The organism is Dyadobacter sp. CY261, from assembly GCF_021440085.1.
In the GTDB taxonomy this organism is placed as follows: Bacteria; Bacteroidota; Bacteroidia; order Cytophagales; family Spirosomataceae; genus Dyadobacter.
This window is the reverse complement of record NZ_JAKCPW010000008.1, coordinates 377,202-395,778: the sequence shown is the minus strand read 5'-3', so window position 1 is coordinate 395,778 and position 18,577 is coordinate 377,202. Positions and strand designations below refer to the sequence as shown.

Below are 18,577 nucleotides of genomic sequence, written 5' to 3'. Positions count from 1 at the left end.
ATTTTGACCCAAAAAACATGCCAAGTTTGTACTTCCGTGCGGTCGTGAGCGTGTTACAGACCGTATTTTTCCATCCGTCGGTAAAGGGCTGCGCGGCTGAGTCCCAGCTCACGGGCCGCGTCGGTGATGTTTCCGTTGAAACGTTTTAGCGCCTTGATGATCATCGTTTTTTCCATGTCTTCGAGGTCGAAGCCAGTAGCGGTGGCAGGTTGGCCAGCCGAACTTTTGAGGAAAAGGTCATCAGGTTGCAAAGTTTTTTCCTGCGAAAGGATCACTGCACGCTCCACGGCATGTTGCAGCTCACGGATATTGCCCGGCCAGTTGTACTGCTGCATTTTCTTCACCAATGCATTGCTGATGTCGTTGACGGGGCGGTTGTATTTCTTGGCGTATTGTTTAAGGTAATAGTCAGCCAGCGCGCTGATGTCCTCGGGCCGTTCACGCAGGGGGGGTAATTCGAGCTCGATGGTATTGACACGGTATAGCAGATCCTGGCGGAAGGTCTTTTCGGAGACCATCTTTTCGATATTCATATTCGTCGCGCAAACGAGGCGGACGTCGAGCGCAATGGGTTTGTTGGAGCCCACACGGGTTACTTTGCGCTCCTGAATGACGGTAAGCAGCTTGGCCTGAAGCGGCAATGTGAGGTTGCCGATCTCGTCGAGGAAGATGGTGCCGCCTTTGGCTTCTTCAAATCGGCCGGCACGGTCTTCCTTCGCGTCGGTAAATGCGCCTTTCACGTGCCCGAAGAGCTCGCTTTCGAAGAGCGTTTCGCTGATAGCGCCCAGGTCGACGGCTACGAATGGCTTATCGGCGCGCTTGGAATGCTGGTGAAGGTGTTTTGCGAGCTGCGTTTTACCTGTACCGTTTTCTCCTAAAATAAGCACGTTGGCATCGGTAGAGGCTACACGTTCCGTTGTTAGCAATACCTGGCGCATGCTCTCGCTCGTCGCTACAATGGTGTCTGAGGCGACTTTGTTGTTCTTCTTGTTATCGTCTTTGGCTTTTTCTTCCGCCACCGGCACCACTTTGTCCTTACCGCCTTCGAGCGCCGTGCTGATCGTCGTCAGCAGTTTGTCGTTTTCCCATGGTTTGAGTACAAAGTCGATCGCCCCGGATTTAATCGCGCGGATCGCCATTTCAATATCGCCGTAAGCAGTGATCATGATTACTTTCGCGGCGGGATTGATATCCAGAATGCGGTCGAGCCAATGGAAACCTTCCCGGCCGCTGTTGACGTCCCGGGTAAAGTTCATATCGAGTAAAATCAGGCTATAATCTCCGTTTGTTACGAGGAATGGCAGTTTTTGGGGGTTCTTCTCAATGTCGACGGCCTTGGCGTGGCGTTTCAGTAAAAGTTTGGCGGCACTTAGCACGTCAACATCGTCGTCGATAATCAGGATCTTGGCTTCTGATAGTAGCATGGCTGTTCTTTCTGGTGGTGCGCAGGCGGGTTAACACTGCCGGGATAAGGACTTCGTGGAATTGTTTGTCAAGATAAGGACGCAATTTGAAATATTATTTCCTAACAAGCTAAAATGTCACTATTTTACCTTAAAAAGGTCGTTAGAATGCCTTGTCCGCGCCCGAACAAGTTTGTCCGATAACGGACAGGGTTTGTAATAGTATTAATATTAATTATATTGATTTTCAGACGATTAGTTGTCTATCTCTTCTTTGGCATAGTGATTGGATTATAAGAGCCAAATACAAAAGCGAACTCAATCACTAACATATAATGGAAGTTAAGACACCTAACTCGACTGGCACCAACAACGGATTTTCCGGAGGATCAACAATGGACCGAGTCAAACCCAAGAAATTCTGGAATACCAAACGCATCAGCATCATTGGCGGGAGCGTTCTGCTGGCAGCTTTCCTGATATACCAGTTCGTCTTTGCCGATAAACGGAGCAAGCTGAATGTGGAGCAGGATAAATTGACCATATCGGAGGTCAAACAAGGGAAGTTCGACGAATTTATTGTCGTGACCGGTGTGGTTCAGCCACTCAAAACCATTCAGCTCGATGCGATCGTGGGTGGTTATGTTACTGAAAAACTCATCGAAGGTGGTAATATGGTGAAACAGGGAGATGTACTTCTCCGCCTGGAAAACCAGAACCTGAAACTGAGCTTCCTCCAATCGGAAACTGAGGCCAGCCGTTTGGTAAACGACCTTCAAAATACCAGGCAGAACCTGAAAGTGGCGCGCTTTACACTACAAAAGACTTTGAGCGACCTGGATTTCCAGCTCGATCAGGCGAAGGACGCTCACGAAAGAAATGTAAAGCTTTTTAAAGACAAGGTCATTCCGGAAGCCGATTATCTGAAAACCAAGCGTGACTATGAAAAGCTGGTAAGACAACGTGAGATCGAGATCGAATCGCAGAAATACCAGGAAGAAAACGCCAAAATGCAGATTACGCAACTGGAAGGCACGTTGGCAAGCACGCAGAGAAACGTAAGCCTGTGGCGCCAGACTTTGGATAACCTTGTAGTGAAAGCGCCGGTTTCAGGTTTGCTGTCATCCATGAATGTGGAAGTCGGTTCAAACATTAACCAGGGACAGAACATTGGCCAGATTGACGACCTGAACGGCTTTAAAATGCGGGTTTCTGTGGACGAACACTACATTTCACGGATTTTTGCGGGCTTGCAGGGGTCTATGGAGTTCAATGCCAAGGATTATGGTCTGAAAATCATTAAGATTTATCCTGAGGTATTGAGCGGTCGTTTCGAAGTAGATATGCAGTTCGACAAAGGCGCGCCTGAACTGATCAAAAGAGGCCAGTCAGCACCGATCCGTCTGCAACTCGGCCAGCCATCGCAAGCTACATTATTGCCTGTGGGAGGCTTCTTCTCCGAAACTGGCGGAAACTGGGTATATGTGATAGGTGACGGCGGTAAACGCGCCGCGAAACGTAAAATCACACTAGGCCGCAAAAACCCTGAATATTTCGAAGTGCTCGAAGGTCTGAAACCAGGTGAAAAAGTCATCACCAGCTCTTATGAGAACTTTGGAGATAATGAAGTCCTCGAATTTTAAATAGGGAGGAAAGGGGGGATGAAGGGAAGGGGAGGAACGGTGAGTAGCTTGGTCCTTCGAAGTTTGTTTCTCTTATTTTGATAAGGTTTTGGATCATGGCGGATAGGTGGCGGGTTTTGGAGATGAGTTCTGTTCCTTTTTCCTGACTGACCAAGCCCGTCCCGATAGCGATATAAATTTGGTTTCGCAGTTCGCCGGAAGCTTGTTTTGCAATTCTTAAAAAACGTATAAACTCTTTGTTAGAATGATGCTCGAAACCCTCAGCCATGTTAGACGGAACCGATACAGCAGCTCGGCACATCTGATCCTTGATACTGAAATCCCGGCACATGTCGAGCGTCTGATAAATATGGATGGATAAGTTGATCCCATCCTGCCAAACCTTCAAATCTTCAAATTTTCACTTTGACATAACTAACAGGATTGATGAAAGATAAGGGCAATAATAACCATTTTCCCCTTCCACCTTCCTCCCTTTCCTCCAACGCCTAAAACAATGATCAAAATTAACAACATGCACAAGGTGTTTTCTACCGAAGAAGTAGAAACAACTGCCCTCAATGGTATCGACATGGAAGTGAAGGATGGCGAATTTGTCGCTATTATGGGACCTTCCGGTTGTGGAAAATCGACTTTGCTGAACATCCTCGGTTTGCTAGATAACCCCAGTGACGGATCCTACGAGTTCTATGGCACGGAGGTGGGCAAAATGTCGGAACGCCAGCGTGCGCAGATTCGTAAAGGAAACATTGGTTTCGTGTTCCAGAGCTTTAACCTGATCGACGAACTGACAGTTTATGAGAACGTCGAGCTGCCATTGCTGTACCTCAAAACCCCTCCGGCAGAGCGCAAGGAGAAAGTAGAGGCTGCATTGACCCGCATGAATATGATGCACCGCCGTAACCACTTTCCGCAACAGCTTTCGGGTGGTCAGCAGCAACGTACGGCCATCGCCCGCGCGGTAGTAGCAACTCCCAAGACAATCCTGGCCGATGAGCCTACGGGTAACCTCGATTCGAAAAACGGAGAAGAAGTAATGAACCTGCTCAGCCAGCTCAATGGGGCCGGAACCACCATCCTGATGGTAACGCACTCGCCCTATGACGCCGGTTTTGCACACCGCATTGTAAACCTATTCGACGGTAAGATCGTGACTGAGAAAATACATGTTTAGAGAACTTCCGGCTATTGGCAACTAGCGCGGCTTCATAGCAGGGAATTGAATGCAGGGGTAATGCCCCTTGGAATGCAATGTGGAGTGCCGAACCCCGGCTGGATACCCAGGCAAGGAGCCCCCGGCCAGAGCTAGTTTGAACAATATGCCAAATCTAACCATGAAGAAAATCTTAACCATCCTATTGGTCGGCGTAAGCACGCTGGCCATCGCCCAAAAAAGATCCTACCTCAGCCGGAGCATCGATGATGACGGCAAGAAGCTCTCGATCAAAGTATCCGGAACGCTTGATGGCAAGGAAATCGATTTCAGCAAGACATTTGACGTAGATGGCATCAGCAAGGAAGACCGAGAGGCATTGCGCGAGCGCGTGCTGTCTTCCATTGCAGAAGGTAACCTCGATTTGCCGGCACCCAAAGCGGCTTGCAAAGAATCTGTTGCCGTGGTGACTCCGAAGCCGCCAGTGCCACCAGCCGAGCCGGAGCCTATGGCATTTTCATCCAACGAAGTGAATGCAGAAATGATCTCGTCGGGCAAAGGGTTTATCAAAGAACCTGTTTCCAACGATTCGAAGGGTTTTTCTAAGCACGTTCGGTTCAATTCTGAAACGGGGGAAATGTTTATTAAATACCGCTTTATGAAAGATGGCGAGGAATATATCTACGAAAAAACAGTCAATGCGGCTGAAAAATCGGAGAAGGATCGGTTGAGGGTTATTGAAAAGTTTGAAAGCGAAATAGGCTTGCCTGGTAAGGGCATGGAAATGTAAAAAGCTTGAAGTAATGCTACAAAACTATCTGAAAATTGCCTGGCGGAATCTGCGTAAGCACAAGTTTTACTCGTTTCTGAACATATTCGGTTTGTCATTGGGGCTGGCGAGTTGCCTGCTCATTACGCTTTATGTGGTGGACGAGCTTAGTTATGACCGTTCATTCACTAATGCCGACCGTATTTACCGGGTCAATGCAGATATCCGTTTTGGCGGCGCCGATATGTCGCTCGCGGTAGCGCCCGATCCGCTTGCATTTACAATGAAAAAAGACTACCCGCAGATCGAACAGGTTGTCCGGATGCGGGAGAATGGGAGTCAGCTTGTGCGGCGGGCGGATGCGATCGAGAATCTCAAAGAAGACCATGTTTTCTATGTCGATTCCACATTTTTCAAGGTTTTTTCGGTTCCATTGCTGCAAGGCGATGCGAGCTCTGCGTTGCGTAATCCATTCACGGTTGTTATTTCGGCGACGGACGCTAAAAAGTATTTCGGAAATGCCAATCCGATGGGTAAGCCATTGACATTGGACAACAGCGTCACTTACACGGTTACGGGCGTCATGCAGGATATTCCCGAGCAGTCGCATATGCGTAATGTGAACATGCTGCTTTCAATGAGCTCCACGGAAGAAAGTCGCCGGAATACCTGGGGTAGCCACAATTTTAACACTTATCTATTATTCAGGGAAGGTACTGATGCGAAACAGTTCGAAAAGAATTTCGAAACTGTGCTGCAAAAATATGTGTCCGAATGGATTAAGGGATTTATGGGTTCGTCGCTGGATGAGGTCCGCAAATCGGGTAATTACCTGGTGTACACATTGATGCCGCTGAAAGATATTCACTTGCATTCCGATCGTACAGCGGAAATCAATGCGAATGGCAACATACAGTACGTATATATTTTTGCGGTCGTAGCCGTTTTTCTCCTGGCTATCGCTTGTGTAAACTTTATGAACCTTGCCACGGCGCGTTCTGCGAACCGTGCAAAGGAAGTAGGCGTCCGCAAAGCATTGGGTTCGGAGCGCTCTTCACTGGTCGGTCAGTTTCTGACGGAATCTGTGATGCTGAGCTTCTTTTCCCTTGCGCTCGCGATCCTCATTGCCTATCTCTCATTGCCGCTATTCAACAACCTGGCCAGCAAGCAAATCGCATTTCCGGTCGCAAATGTGTGGTTTTGGCTGCTATTGTTATCTACGGGTGGCATAGTCGGTGTCCTTGCCGGCAGCTATCCCGCTTTTTTTCTTTCGTCATTTAAGCCATTAAAGGTGCTGAAAAACAGCATCGAACTTCAAGGCAAAGGCGGTTATTTACGAAATGCATTGGTCGTATTTCAATTCGTGATCTCGGTGATGCTCATCGTAGGTACGGGCGTGATTTACCGGCAATTGAATTATATCCAAACCAAAAAATTGGGTTTCGACAAGGATCAGATGCTGATCGTTAACGATGCCTACGCGTTGGATAAACAGGTGAAAGCTTTCAAGGAAGAAGTGCTTAACTTGCCCAATGTGGAAAATGGCACAGTGACCAGTTTCCTGCCGACTCCTTCCTCGCGTACCGACCATACATTCTTTCCCGTCGGCCAAATGCAGCAGGACAAGGGGATCAATATGCAAAAGTGGGCCGTCGACTTTGATTTTGTCAAAACAATGGGGCTTGAAATGGCATCCGGGCGGGCGTTTCAGGACAGTTTTCCCTCGGATTCCACGGGGATAGTCATCAACGAGGCAGCCGCGAAAGTGCTGGGTTATGCCGACCCTGTCGGTAAGAAGATATTCGGTTACGAGGATGCCGAATTCAAAAAACGGGTCGATTACACCATTATTGGTGTCGTAAAAAATTTCCATTTCGAATCACTGCGCAAGAATATAGGCGCATTAAGTCTTATCCTTTACAAAAGCAGTGGCTCCGTAGTATTCCGGATGAAAGGCGGCGATATTGCACGTACGGTAGACCAGGTGGAGGGTTTATGGAAGAAAATGGCTCCTGGCCAGCCATTTAACTATCGTTTCATGGATCAGGACTTTGATAACGTTTACCGCAGTGAACAACGGATAGGACAGATTTTTATCACTTTCGCAGCCATTTCGATCATTATTGGCTGCCTTGGGTTATTTGGGTTATCGGCATTCACAGCGGAACGGCGGACGAAGGAAATTGGCGTTCGGAAAGTACTTGGGGCAAGTGTTACCAACATCGTCGCACTGTTATCTAAGGAGTTTTTAAAACTGATTGTCATAGCCATTGTCATCGGCAGTCCTATCGCCTGGTTCGGAATGAATTACTGGCTAAGCGATTTTGCCTACCATGTCGACTTGGCCTGGTGGATGTTTGTGGCGGCAGGGATGCTGGCGATCGTTATCGCGCTGCTGACAGTGAGTTTCCAGAGTGTCAAAGCTGCGCTGATGAATCCGGTGAAATCGTTAAAGTCGGAGTAAATTATTGAGGTTCGAGGAAGGGGTTAATAATAGTCAGTTTTCCTTCAATAACCTGATTGTGTTGGAAATCCTCGGAGTAAAGAGTACGGCAACCGGCGGCTAGCGTGGAAGAAATAATAATGCTGTCGAAAATCTGAAAATCGTACTTTTTTACAAGGTATAGTGCATTGTCAAGCATCTTTTGATCAACCGATACAATTTCACATCGACTGAAAACTTGGTTGCATTTGTGTAAGAGGTCCTTTTTGGGAAGTTTAAGGTTCCTTTTTGTCACATTTATAAATTCTGAGACGACCTGTGTGCTAATGACTGGATTCGAGGAAAGAATAATTTCGCTAAGATGTCTTTTTTCATGCTGACTTGCATCATACAAATACACGAGCACATTAGTATCCAGTGAAATATCATTCATCGTAATTATTCGCTTCGTCGCGGTCAAATTTAAAGTTGCTTAGATCAATACGACTATCCTTGAAAATTGCCTTAATGGCTTCTAGCCTTTGTTGCTTTTCCAGGTCCGTTAATGCATGAGGGGTTTTGACTTCGGATGCAACAACTTCAATTTCTTTCCCGATCACTTCCTCGGGAAGCGTCATGGTTAAAGTTGTGCTGGTAGGGACGATTACTTTCCTAACTAGTTCCATAGCTGTTAAATTGTCTGATAATCAAATATATGAAATAACACGTCGAAGAGACGATTTATTCCATCACCAATGAACAAACGGTATGTTTAAGAATTATCTAAAAATCGCCTGGCGAAATTTGTTGAAAAACAAGATGTTCAGCCTGATCAATATCCTCGGACTGGCGCTTGGGATGGCTTGCAGCCTTTTGATTATGCTTTGGGTGCAGGATGAAATGAGGATGGACCGCTTTCATATGAACGACGAGCGCCTTTACTCTGTGATGGAAAATCAGCATTATTCGGGCGACATCAACACTTATGCGGCTACGCCGGGCATCCTGGCCGAAAACATTGTCAAAGACATTCCCGAAATCGAGAAAGCGAGCCAGGTACTTTGGGAGGAAGCACCGGTTTTGCGTGTGGGCAATATTTATGACAACGAGAAAGGTCGATATGTGCAGGGTGATTTCTTGTCGATGTTTTCATTCGAACTAAGCCAGGGCAATGCAGCAACAGCGCTCAAACGTCCGGATGGGATCGTCATATCTCAAAAGATTGCGGACAAGTACTTCAAAGGCCAGGATCCAATCGGCAAGGCTATTCGGGTTGATAACAAGGATGATGTGGTGGTGACCGGGGTCTTGAAAGATATTCCCCGCTATTCGTCCATGAAATTCGATTTTCTAATGAGCTATCACGTTTGGCAAAAGGACGCAGCGTGGTCAAAGGAATGGGGAAACAATGGTCCGCGCTGCGCTGTGATGCTGGCTAAGAATGCCGATATCAACAAAGTCAATGCAAAGATCAAAGGGTATATCAAAACTAAAAATAAGGACAGCAACGTCGACCTCTTTCTGATCAATTACGGTAAATCCTACCTCTATTCGAACTGGGAGGCCGGTAAGCAAAACGGGGGACGTATCGAATATGTGCGGATGTTTACGATTGTGGCCATATTCATACTGATCATCGCCTGTATCAATTTTATGAACCTTGCAACGGCACGGTCCGTGAAAAGAGCAAAGGAAGTGGGTTTGCGAAAGGTCGTTGGCGCTTACAAAACGAGCCTGATCGGCCAGTTTATGGGTGAGTCCATCCTCATTACGTTGCTTGCATTGGTGGTTTCTATCGCGATTGTATTAGCATTGCTACCGGGCTTCAATATGTTGACCGACAAGCAGCTTGCCCTGGATTTCCTTGATCCTACATTGTGGATATTATTGCTTTCCCTGACGCTGATCACCGGACTGGTTGCGGGAAGCTACCCGGCATTCTTTATGTCGTCGCTGAATCCTGTTACGATCTTGAAGGGCGCATTGAAGTTCAAACCCAGTGCAACTTATTTCCGCCAGGGGCTCGTGGTGTTCCAGTTCGGCCTTTCCATTTTGCTGATCCTCTCAATGATCGTCATCTACCGGCAGATCGATTACATCCAGCATAAAAATCTCGGTTTCAGCCAGGAAAACCTGCTTTATATTCCTGATATCGAAAATACGATGAACACCAATTTCGATGCATTCAAGCAGGCTTTGGAAAATGAGCCGGGTATCAAATCGGTGGCGAGGTCACAAGCCAGTCCACTCGCTTACGGCAGTTCGACAATGGGTGTGCACTGGCCGGGGAAGGATACCACCAAGCAGTTGCTTTTTAACGTCAATCCGGTCGGTTTTGACTTTGTACAGACGATGGGGATCAGGCTTCTGGACGGCCGGGATTTCAGCCCATCGTTTGGTACGGACACATCCAATTATCTCGTTAACGAAGCCGCGGCAAAGAAAATCGGTTATAAGGACCCGGTGGGCAAGGAGTTGACCATGTGGGGTAAAAAGGGGAAGATCATCGGCCTGATGAAGGACTTTCACATTGGATCGCTGCATGTTGCTATTGAACCATTGATTGTGGGCCTGCAGCCTAAAAAAGAAGCATGGGGCGTAGGGTTGGTCCGTACACAGCCCGGGCAGACCAAGCAGGCGATCGCAAGTATCGAAAAGGTATTCCGGCGCTACAATTCCGGTGTCCCGTTTAAATATCATTTCGCTGACGAAGAATTTGGCAATTTGTATAAGGCCGAGACGGTAGTCAGCAAGCTTTCCAACTACTTTGCCTTCCTGGCCATTTTCATTTCCTGTCTCGGGCTATTTGGTCTGGCCGCATTTACAGCGGAGCAACGTACCAAGGAAATCGGTGTGCGCAAGGTACTTGGTGCGAGCGTTTCTAATCTGGTAGGGATGTTATCCGCAGACTTTGTGAAACTGGTCGTCATAGCGGCCATTATCACATTTCCTATCGCCTGGTATTTCTTGAATGGCTGGCTGGAAAAGTATGCATTCAGGATCGAAATGGAATGGTGGTATTTCGCTTTTGCCGGTGTGGCCGCGCTGCTGATCGCTTTGCTTACAGTTAGTTTCCAGGCAATAAAAGCAGCCCTGATGAACCCGGTTAAGTCATTAAAATCCGAATAGCATACGTTTATCGCCATGCTCAGAAGTTACTTCAAAATAGCCATCCGAAACCTTACAAGAAACAAGGTTTTCTCTTTGATCAACATTGCCGGGCTGTCACTTGGGTTGACGTGTTGTATGCTCATCGTTCTTTACACCAAGGACGAAGTGAGTTTCGACCGCTTTCAAAAGAATAAGGATCAGCTCTATCGTGTCATGGTTACAAGTAAACATGAAGATGAAACCCGCATTTTTGGAAGTACAAATGCAATTCACGGCCCTACTTTCAAGCAGGATATACCAGAAATCAAGGAGGTCGTACGTGCGCAAACCAATTCTTTCGTGGTTAAAAAAGGTAATGAAATACTGAAAGAGGATATGCTGTTTGCAGACGAACCCTTTTTCTCGGTGTTTTCGATGCCTTTGCTTTCAGGAGACCCCAAAACAGTTTTATTGGATATTCATTCCATTGTTTTGAGCGAAGATCTGGCCGAAAAGTATTTCGGGTCGGCGAATGCGGTAGGGCAGACGATGAGCCTGAAAATCGGGGATGAATTCGAACCCTTCATCGTCTCCGGCGTAGCCAAACGCTGTCCGCAAAACTCGTCGATCCAATTCGATGCCGTATTGCCTTTCAAATTTCAGGAAGCCAAGGGCTGGACGGATAGTGAATGGCTTGGTTTTTACATGAATACTTTTCTTTTGCTTCATGAAAAGGCTGATTATCAGTCCGTGATGAAGAAGATGAACCAGGTTTCGAAAAGTAAGATGACGGCCGAACCGGGCAAGGAAAAAGATTTCAAAAATCAGGTGATTTTTGGTCTGATGCCGTTCCTGGATATGCATTTGAAAAGTGAAAGCGGGGATCTGCATAATGGTCTGGATCACGCCAGCAGCCCGATCTATTCTTATATTCTCTCAGGTATCGCCATTTTTATCCTGCTCATCGCTTGCATTAATTTTGTTAATCTGACGGTGGCGCGATCGCTTAACCGTGCGAAGGAAATAGGCGTGCGAAAAGTAGTCGGCGGTTTGCGCAAACAGCTCATTTATCAGTTTCTCGGAGAATCGTTTCTGCTGTCGTTCGTGGCATTTACACTCGCGATTGCGTTGACGCAGGTCGTGCTGCCCATTTTCAACGATTTGGCTAATAAACAGCTTGCGCTGTCCTATCTGCTGGATACTGGGCTGGTAACAGGCTATGTCGCATTGTTTGCGATGACCGGCCTGGTAGCGGGCGTTTATCCGGCATTAGTACTGTCAGGCTTCAGCCCTGTCCAGACACTCTATAACCGCACGAAGTTGACGCAGAAGAATTATCTGACAAGAGGGCTAGTCATTTTCCAGTTCGCATTGTCGGTGTGCCTTGTTATCGGAACAATTGTGATCTATTCCCAATTCAAATACCTTACTAATAAAGATCTGGGCTATAACGATGAAAATCTGGTCAGTATTAACCTGGGTCGCGGCGGGCCGGCGAAGGAAGTCATGGAGGTCATTCAGAACGAGCTGAGAAACACGTCGGGAATCACCTCGGTAGCGGCGTTCAATGGTAATTACAATGGGACCGGTGCCAAGATTGGTGGGCGTGAAATCGGTTTCGGATACATTGGTGTGGATGATCATTTCCTTAACACATTACAAATCCCGGTGTTGAAAGGCCGGAATTTTTCCAAAGCATTTTCTACCGATCCGGCAGATGCCATTATTGTAAACGAGGCATTTGTGAAAGAGGCTGGGTTAAAGAATCCGATCGGGCAGGAGGTGGATTTTGAGTGGAAAAAGAAGAAAATGACCATCATCGGCGTGATCCGCGACTATCACTATGCTTCGCTTAAAGATACGATCAAGCCATTGGTGCTAACGCAGGATCCCGGTTACCGACTCGGAACGGTTTACGCCAAGCTCAATACCAAAGACTTTCCGGCGACTATCAGAGCAATTGAGAAGATCTACCGGCAGCATGTCAAGTACCTGCCCTTTGAATATAAATTTGAAGACGAAGCCAACGTGAAACGCTACGAATCCGAAGCGAAATGGAAGCAGATGATCACTTTTGCAGCGATTTTATCCATTTTCGTTTCCTGTATCGGCTTGTTCGGACTGGCGACATTCAATGCGGAAGTGCGGTTGAAGGAAATCGGCATACGGAAGGTATTAGGAGCGTCGGTAGCTAGCATTACCGCGCTGCTTTCGATGGATTTCGTCAAACTGGTGGTCGTTTCCATCATTATTGCATTGCCAGTTTCCTATTATGGTGCGAATGTGTGGTTGCAGGATTTTCCCTACCGCATTTCGATGTCATGGACATACTTCGCGTGGGCAGCGCTGCTGGCCATAACCATCGCTGTTCTTACGGTAAGTTATCAAAGCATCAGGGCTGCGATGATGAATCCTGTTAAAAGTCTCAGGACGGAGTGATCGCCATTTGCCGACCGCCGACCAGGGGAGATATCTAACAATTACCACCACAATCGGCCGTCGGCGGTCAATGGTCGGCGATCCCAAAAAACCTAACGCCATGTTACAAAATTACTTCAAAATCGCCTTCCGCACGCTGTGGAAAAACAGGTTGTTTACGGCGATCAATGTGCTGGGGTTTTCGCTGGGGTTGGCCAGTGCCGGCGTTCTCATCCTTTTTATCCAGCGTGGCATTACGTTCGATACTTTCCATCGGGACAACGACCGCATTTACTTTGTGCAGACTACCGATGCAGGAGGACGTTACAACCAAACGGTATACCCGATCCTCGAACAGTTGGTCAAAACCTACCCTGAAATTGAAACCGGTACTCACGTACAGGGATGGAACAATGTTTGGCTTAACTATAAGGGAAAGGATTTACAAAAGACCACTAAGTATGTGGACAGCACTTTTTTTGACGTCTTTTCTTTTAAACTAAAATATGGGGACCCGGCTACGGCACTGAAACGCAAGCAGTCGGTAGTGCTCGATGGGCTAGTGGCAGAAGCGTTGTTTGGGGATAGAAACCCTTTGGGTGAGACGGTGACTGTGGAAGACTCGATGTCATTTACCGTCACCGGCGTACTGGAACCGGTCCCCGCGAATTCTTCCATTCAATTTGAAGTGCTGCTTCCTATTTCCAATCTTGAAGATAATAAGGGCTTTGCTTCCAATGCGGATTGGTATAACACTTTCGCCACTGTATACCTCAAATTACGGAAAGATGCGAATGCCAAAAAACTGGAAGCGAAATTTCCCGTTTTTGCAAAAAGTCACTTTCATGCAGACGGGCAAAAAAGGCAGATCCGCATCGCGCCACTGGAAGAATACATCCATTACGAGAATCCCAACTTTCGCTGGATGATCTATGGTGCCATTACCATTGCGGTATTTATTGTGTTGATCATTAGTATCAATATGGTGAATCTAAACACAGCGATGTCGTTCACGCGTGTAAAAGAGGTCGCTGTCCGGAAGGTGACAGGTTCGACGCTTGGGCAAGTGCTGGCGCAATTCTGGACCGAGGCGGCGCTTGTTTTGTTAGGATCGCTGCTGATCGCGGCCATGTTCGGCGTCCTTTATCTGGTGCCGCAGTTCAACGAGTTCAGGCAGGGAAGAATGCAATTAGTAGTAAACTGGCAGCAAGATTCGACCACTCTCCTGACATTAATGGGAATTATTGCCATTATTGCATTTGTGGCTGGAACTGTTCCGGCCGCATATTTGAATAAGCTTGATCTACGCGACACGCTGAAAGGAAAGATCTCGGGTAAGCCTGCGTCGGGCAACTGGACACAAGGGACATTGATCGTCGTCCAGCTCGTCATCGCCATCGTGTTGGTCATCGGAGCAATCGCTGTCCGCTGGCAGATTAATTATATGCGGCAGGCCGACACCGGGTTCCGAGGCGAAAACATCATAGTAGTAGCCTCTGACCTGCAATACAAAGATGAAAGTGTCGCGCTTGCCCGATTTGTACCAATTCTTGACGAATTGAAGCAGAATTCAAAAATCCAGAGCATGGCGACTTCCGGCGTCGTTCCTACACGCTATCGGAACAATTATAATACCTACACACCGGAAGGCGTCGATCAAAAGGATATTCGTTTGCGCCATGTGGGCACAAGTACCGATTATACCAGTACTTATGGCATAGAAATCGTTGAGGGAAGGGATTTCTCGGAAGCGCTGGACAAAAAAGGCGATCAGCATCCTGTGGTCATTAATGAGGCAGCGCGGAAGGCCTTTGGCTGGACGGCGGCGGTTGGGAAACGTCTCCGGCAAGGTAACAATCCCGACGTTTACACGGTGATAGGTGTGATGAAAGACTTCCATTACGGGCCGCTGAAAGAGCGGATCGAGCCGTTGCTGCATTGGTACGATGGCCCACCCAGCCTGAACAGCTATCTCACGTTGAAATTTGCGGACGTTTCAAAGGCCAAAAGTGTGTTGGCAGGACTTGAAAAGCAAATGAAGAAAATACCTTCGAAACGTCCGTTCCAGTTCTTTTACATGCAGGAAGAACTCGGCAAGCAATACAACGACCTGGACGGGATCTGGAAAATGGTCAACTTTGTGACGTTGCTGGCGATCGTCATTGCCCTTGCAGGGATATTCGGCCTTATCTCACTCGCAGCCAGTAAACGGACGAAAGAAATAGGCATTAGGAAAGTGCTGGGAGCGAGTGTGCAGGGAATAGCCATGCTCCTTTCGCGCGATTTCGTGATCCTGCTTGTCATTGCATTGCTCGTTGGTTTACCGCTGGCTTACACATTCGTGATCAAATACCTGGCCAGTTTCGAATACCATGTCAACCTGCCGTGGTATGTTTTCGCGCTGGTTGCATTGGGAGCTTTGGCGTTAACAGTTAGCACAGTCGGTTTTCAGGGGATTAAAGCTGCCCTGGCAGATCCGGTGAAGAGTTTGCGGAGTGAATAAATGATATCGTAAGCTACTTGCCGCTTTTAGGAGAGGGGGAGAAGAAGTCCTTGTCGGTATTATCGAGACTTTCCTGAAATTGAAAAGGTCTGACAGTGATGAGCGGGTCTCGATTGAGAAATACAATGCAGAATTGGACGAAGCGCTTGCTCGCATCAAATCCGGAAAGTATCACACACAAGAAGAGGCAGAACCTGAAATCAATGAATGGTAGAAAAAGTATATGAAATTCGGTGGGATTGGGCAGCCTTGATCCAGTTCAAAAAATCTTTATTTATATCCGCGAAGATTTAGCCCCGACAAGTTCCGAGGTGACGGTGATGAAGCATTCAGGGCATTTGAGGTTTACAAAATACGTGTTTGTTATTTTATTGATGATGATAACCATACCGTGAATATCATCAGGGTTCGAAGTGCCAGACAAGTGCATTTATCATACTAATATGTAATTTCAATATCGAACAAAGGTGTCCAGAAACGGACACCTTTGTTGTTTTTAACTGGATTTAACTAATTGATTATTAGTATTTTGTTGTCGATGTAGGCCCGCTGGTACAATTATTCATTTAAGGAGCGCGGATGTCATCCAAAACATTAGCCATGATTAAAAATTATCTGAAAATTGCTTGGAGGAATGTCTTGAAAAACAAGATGTTCTCTATTATCAACGTCTTCGGCCTCTCGGTCGGGATGACCTGTTGCATGCTCCTGTTGCTGTATATCCTGAGCGAGGTTTCGTTCGATAAGCATCAGGAGCATGCCAACGATCTCTACCTGGTGCGGTCAGAGAATGTCCAGCCTAACGGGGAGAAAATGGATAACCCTCGCGCGCCGGCACCTTACGCACAGGCTTTGAAAGCCGAATATCCGGAAGTTACCCAGGTAACACGCCTTTGGCAAAATTTTCTGGAAGACAAAGCTCTACTGACGGTGGATCAGCCCGGAAATGCCCCAGTTGCCTTTTATGAAACCAAGGGCACACACGTCGATTCAACCTTCTTTGATGTTTTTACCTATCAATTCCTGGAAGGCGACCAGCGGACGGCACTTTATGACCCGTATTCCATTGTTCTCTCCGATGTACTCGCTCATAAACTTTTCGGTGACGAACCTGCGCTTAACCGGACGATTAAGGTCGGTGGTAAAACCGGCGGCAATCAAAGCTTCAAGGTAACCGGCGTTTTTCGTGATGAAAGCGCCCGTTCGCATATCGATGCGCATTATTTTGTGACGTTTAAGGTAGGTTGGATCGGCGATTACCTTCGGCAGCCTGATCTCAATTTTACCAATAACAATATGTTTTATCATTACCTGCGCCTCAGGCCGGGTACTGACAGCGAGGCATTCAGCCGTAAGTTGCCTGCTTTTATTGAGAAATACGCCCGTAAGGACCTCAAAATAGCAGGTTATGATAAAAGGCTCGTGCTATTGCCAGTGCGTGATATTCACCTTTTCAGCCAGATCGACCGCATCGTGAGTTCCACTACAAGTGCGACTTACTTGTACGTGCTAGGATGTATAGCGGTATTTACGCTACTTATTGCGTGCATCAACTTTATGAACCTTGCTACTGCCCGGTCGGCTAAGCGCGCTGCTGAGGTAGGCATGCGCAAGGTGATGGGGGCCGGCAAAGGCAGTCTTGTGGGCCAGTTCCTGGGCGAATCGATGGTGCTTACTTTTCTTGGATTATTTGTTGCCGTTGCATCGGTTCTCCTATTACTGCCATTCTTTAATCAGCTCGCCGATAAAACGCTTCTTATCAGGGATCTGCTTCAACTAAAAATCATCGGCGGGTTTGTACTTCTGGCGCTGGTAACCGGTTTGCTCGCAGGTAGTTATCCTGCCTTCTATTTGTCGGTATTTAATCCACTGGATGTCATTAAGGGTCGGTTTGTTAATTCGGTATCGGCAACCGCATTACGCCGCGGACTAGTGGTTTTCCAGTTTGTGATCTCCATCGGATTGGTGGTCGCTACGATCGTTATTCAGGGGCAGATTCGCTTTATGAAAGAGCAGCCATTAGGTTTCAAAAAGGATCAGCAAATCGTGATCCCGTTCCGTAGCGAAGAGTCGAGGAACGCTTATACAGCAATTAAAAATGAGCTTTTGCAGGACAGCAGGATATCTGCGGCATCCGGGACGGCCTACTATCCGGGTATTCTGAATCCCAGCGATATGTCCGTTTACCTTCCAGGCCAAACGGTGAATGACGATAATCTGGTCAAAACCAATTGGGTAGCACCGGATTTCATGGAAGCAATGGGCTTTGAGCTGGCAGCCGGCCGAATGTTTTCCAAGGAATTCCCCGCAGATACAAATTATAAGATGGTGGTGAACGAGGCGACGCTTCGGAAGTTCGGAGTTCCGCTGGAAAAGGCTGTTGGTCAGCGATTTTTGTTTAATAGCGGCGGTGACACGCCTGGAAGTATCGAGGTTGTCGGGGTTGTGAAGGACTTCCATTTTCAGGATTTGCACAAAGTCATCGAACCTTATGCTTTTTTTCTCAATTTGAAACCCAGCTACAACTACCTGATAGCGCATATCGAAGGTAAGGACGCGGCGTCGACGCTGCCATTTATCGAAAGTAAATGGAAGTCTATCGTTCCCGATGAGCCTTTTGCCTACACCTTTCTGGACGATGACTTTCAGAAAAATTACGCTGCTGATGCCCGTACATCGAGGTTAGTCAATGCATTTACCATCATTTCGATCCTGATTTCATGCCTGGGGTTATTCGGTCTGGCCGCATTCGCAGCCCAGCAACGGATCAAGGAAATTGGCGTGCGGAAAGTACTTGGTGCTTCGGTTACTAGCATTGTGGGGCTATTGTCGGGTGATTTCGTAAAACTGGTGATCATTTCCATCGTCATTGCCACACCGCTAACCTGGTATCTGATGAACCGATGGCTGAATGACTTTGCCTATAAAATCAGCATGCAATGGTGGATGTTCGCCGGTGCAGGCGCGCTTGCGGTGATCATAACGTTGCTAACGGTGAGTACTCAGGCCATTAAGGCGGCTTTCACGGATCCTGTTAAATCATTAAAATCGGAGTGAACGAGGAAGGGAGGAAGGGGAAAAAAGGTAGGATAGAATATACAGAGAAATATAATCCTGCCTCTTTCCTCCTTGCTCCTTTTTCCTCCATCCTCCTCTTCTCCCTTAATAAAAAGATC

The 18,577-nt window shown here is 47.3% G+C and carries 13 protein-coding genes; 9 read left to right on the top strand and 4 right to left on the bottom strand.

Annotated elements, in window-relative coordinates; translation table 11 throughout:
* Positions 1-53: 53 nt before the first annotated feature.
* The gene (locus tag LZD49_RS23015; RefSeq protein WP_234670019.1) at positions 54-1,424 is read right to left on the bottom strand and encodes a sigma-54 dependent transcriptional regulator; all 1,371 of its coding nucleotides are present in this window, start codon (positions 1,422-1,424) and stop codon (positions 54-56) included.
* 374 nt (positions 1,425-1,798) lie between these two features.
* On the opposite strand from LZD49_RS23015, the gene LZD49_RS23010 reads away from it, so the two are divergent.
* Positions 1,799-3,046: an efflux RND transporter periplasmic adaptor subunit gene (locus tag LZD49_RS23010; RefSeq protein ID WP_234670108.1), complete on the top strand. Its 1,248-nt coding sequence runs from the start codon at positions 1,799-1,801 to the stop codon at positions 3,044-3,046.
* Here the strand turns inward: LZD49_RS23010 and LZD49_RS23005 are convergent.
* Complete coding sequence (locus tag LZD49_RS23005; RefSeq protein WP_234670018.1) at positions 2,997-3,434, bottom strand: four helix bundle protein; 438 nt, start codon at positions 3,432-3,434, stop codon at positions 2,997-2,999. The genes LZD49_RS23010 and LZD49_RS23005 overlap by 50 nt on opposite strands.
* 108 nt (positions 3,435-3,542) lie before the next feature.
* On the opposite strand from LZD49_RS23005, the gene LZD49_RS23000 reads away from it, so the two are divergent.
* The 3 genes from LZD49_RS23000 (at position 3,543) to LZD49_RS22990 (ending at position 7,432) form a co-directional block, all read left to right on the top strand.
* A complete protein-coding gene (locus LZD49_RS23000; protein WP_234670017.1) occupies positions 3,543-4,220 on the top strand; it encodes an ABC transporter ATP-binding protein in 678 nt (225 codons plus the stop codon).
* 160 nt (positions 4,221-4,380) lie between these two features.
* Complete coding sequence (locus LZD49_RS22995; RefSeq protein WP_234670016.1) at positions 4,381-4,989, top strand: lipoprotein 17-related variable surface protein; 609 nt, start codon at positions 4,381-4,383, stop codon at positions 4,987-4,989.
* Between the two features lie 13 nt (positions 4,990-5,002).
* A complete protein-coding gene (locus LZD49_RS22990) occupies positions 5,003-7,432 on the top strand; it encodes an ABC transporter permease (RefSeq protein ID WP_234670015.1) in 2,430 nt (809 codons plus the stop codon).
* A 1-nt stretch (position 7,433) separates the two neighbouring features.
* Here LZD49_RS22990 and LZD49_RS36140 read toward each other — a convergent pair whose 3' ends face one another.
* Together LZD49_RS36140 and LZD49_RS22985 are read right to left on the bottom strand one after the other, a co-directional pair.
* On the bottom strand, positions 7,434-7,844 hold the full coding sequence (locus LZD49_RS36140; protein WP_409021346.1) for a PIN domain-containing protein: 411 nt from the start codon (positions 7,842-7,844) through the stop codon (positions 7,434-7,436).
* Positions 7,837-8,076, bottom strand: a complete 240-nt coding sequence (locus LZD49_RS22985; RefSeq protein ID WP_234670014.1) for a hypothetical protein — start codon at positions 8,074-8,076, stop codon at positions 7,837-7,839. Before LZD49_RS22985 ends, LZD49_RS36140 begins: the two co-directional genes overlap by 8 nt.
* Before the next feature lie 82 nt (positions 8,077-8,158).
* On the opposite strand from LZD49_RS22985, the gene LZD49_RS22980 reads away from it, so the two are divergent.
* From LZD49_RS22980 to LZD49_RS22965, 5 genes are all read left to right on the top strand, one after another.
* Positions 8,159-10,519 (top strand): ABC transporter permease, encoded by a 2,361-nt coding sequence (locus LZD49_RS22980; protein ID WP_234670013.1) that lies wholly within the window; start codon positions 8,159-8,161, stop codon positions 10,517-10,519.
* A gap of 15 nt (positions 10,520-10,534) precedes the next feature.
* A complete protein-coding gene (locus LZD49_RS22975; protein WP_234670012.1) occupies positions 10,535-12,919 on the top strand; it encodes an ABC transporter permease in 2,385 nt (794 codons plus the stop codon).
* 100 nt (positions 12,920-13,019) lie between these two features.
* Positions 13,020-15,401 (top strand): ABC transporter permease, encoded by a 2,382-nt coding sequence (locus LZD49_RS22970; protein ID WP_234670011.1) that lies wholly within the window; start codon positions 13,020-13,022, stop codon positions 15,399-15,401.
* 79 nt (positions 15,402-15,480) lie between these two features.
* Positions 15,481-15,615 carry a hypothetical protein gene (locus LZD49_RS35585; RefSeq protein WP_255721123.1) on the top strand — a complete coding sequence of 45 codons (135 nt, stop codon included), beginning with the start codon at positions 15,481-15,483 and terminating at the stop codon, positions 15,613-15,615.
* Positions 15,616-16,001: 386 nt separating this feature from the next.
* A complete protein-coding gene (locus LZD49_RS22965; RefSeq protein WP_234670010.1) occupies positions 16,002-18,458 on the top strand; it encodes an ABC transporter permease in 2,457 nt (818 codons plus the stop codon).
* Positions 18,459-18,577: the final 119 nt, after the last annotated feature.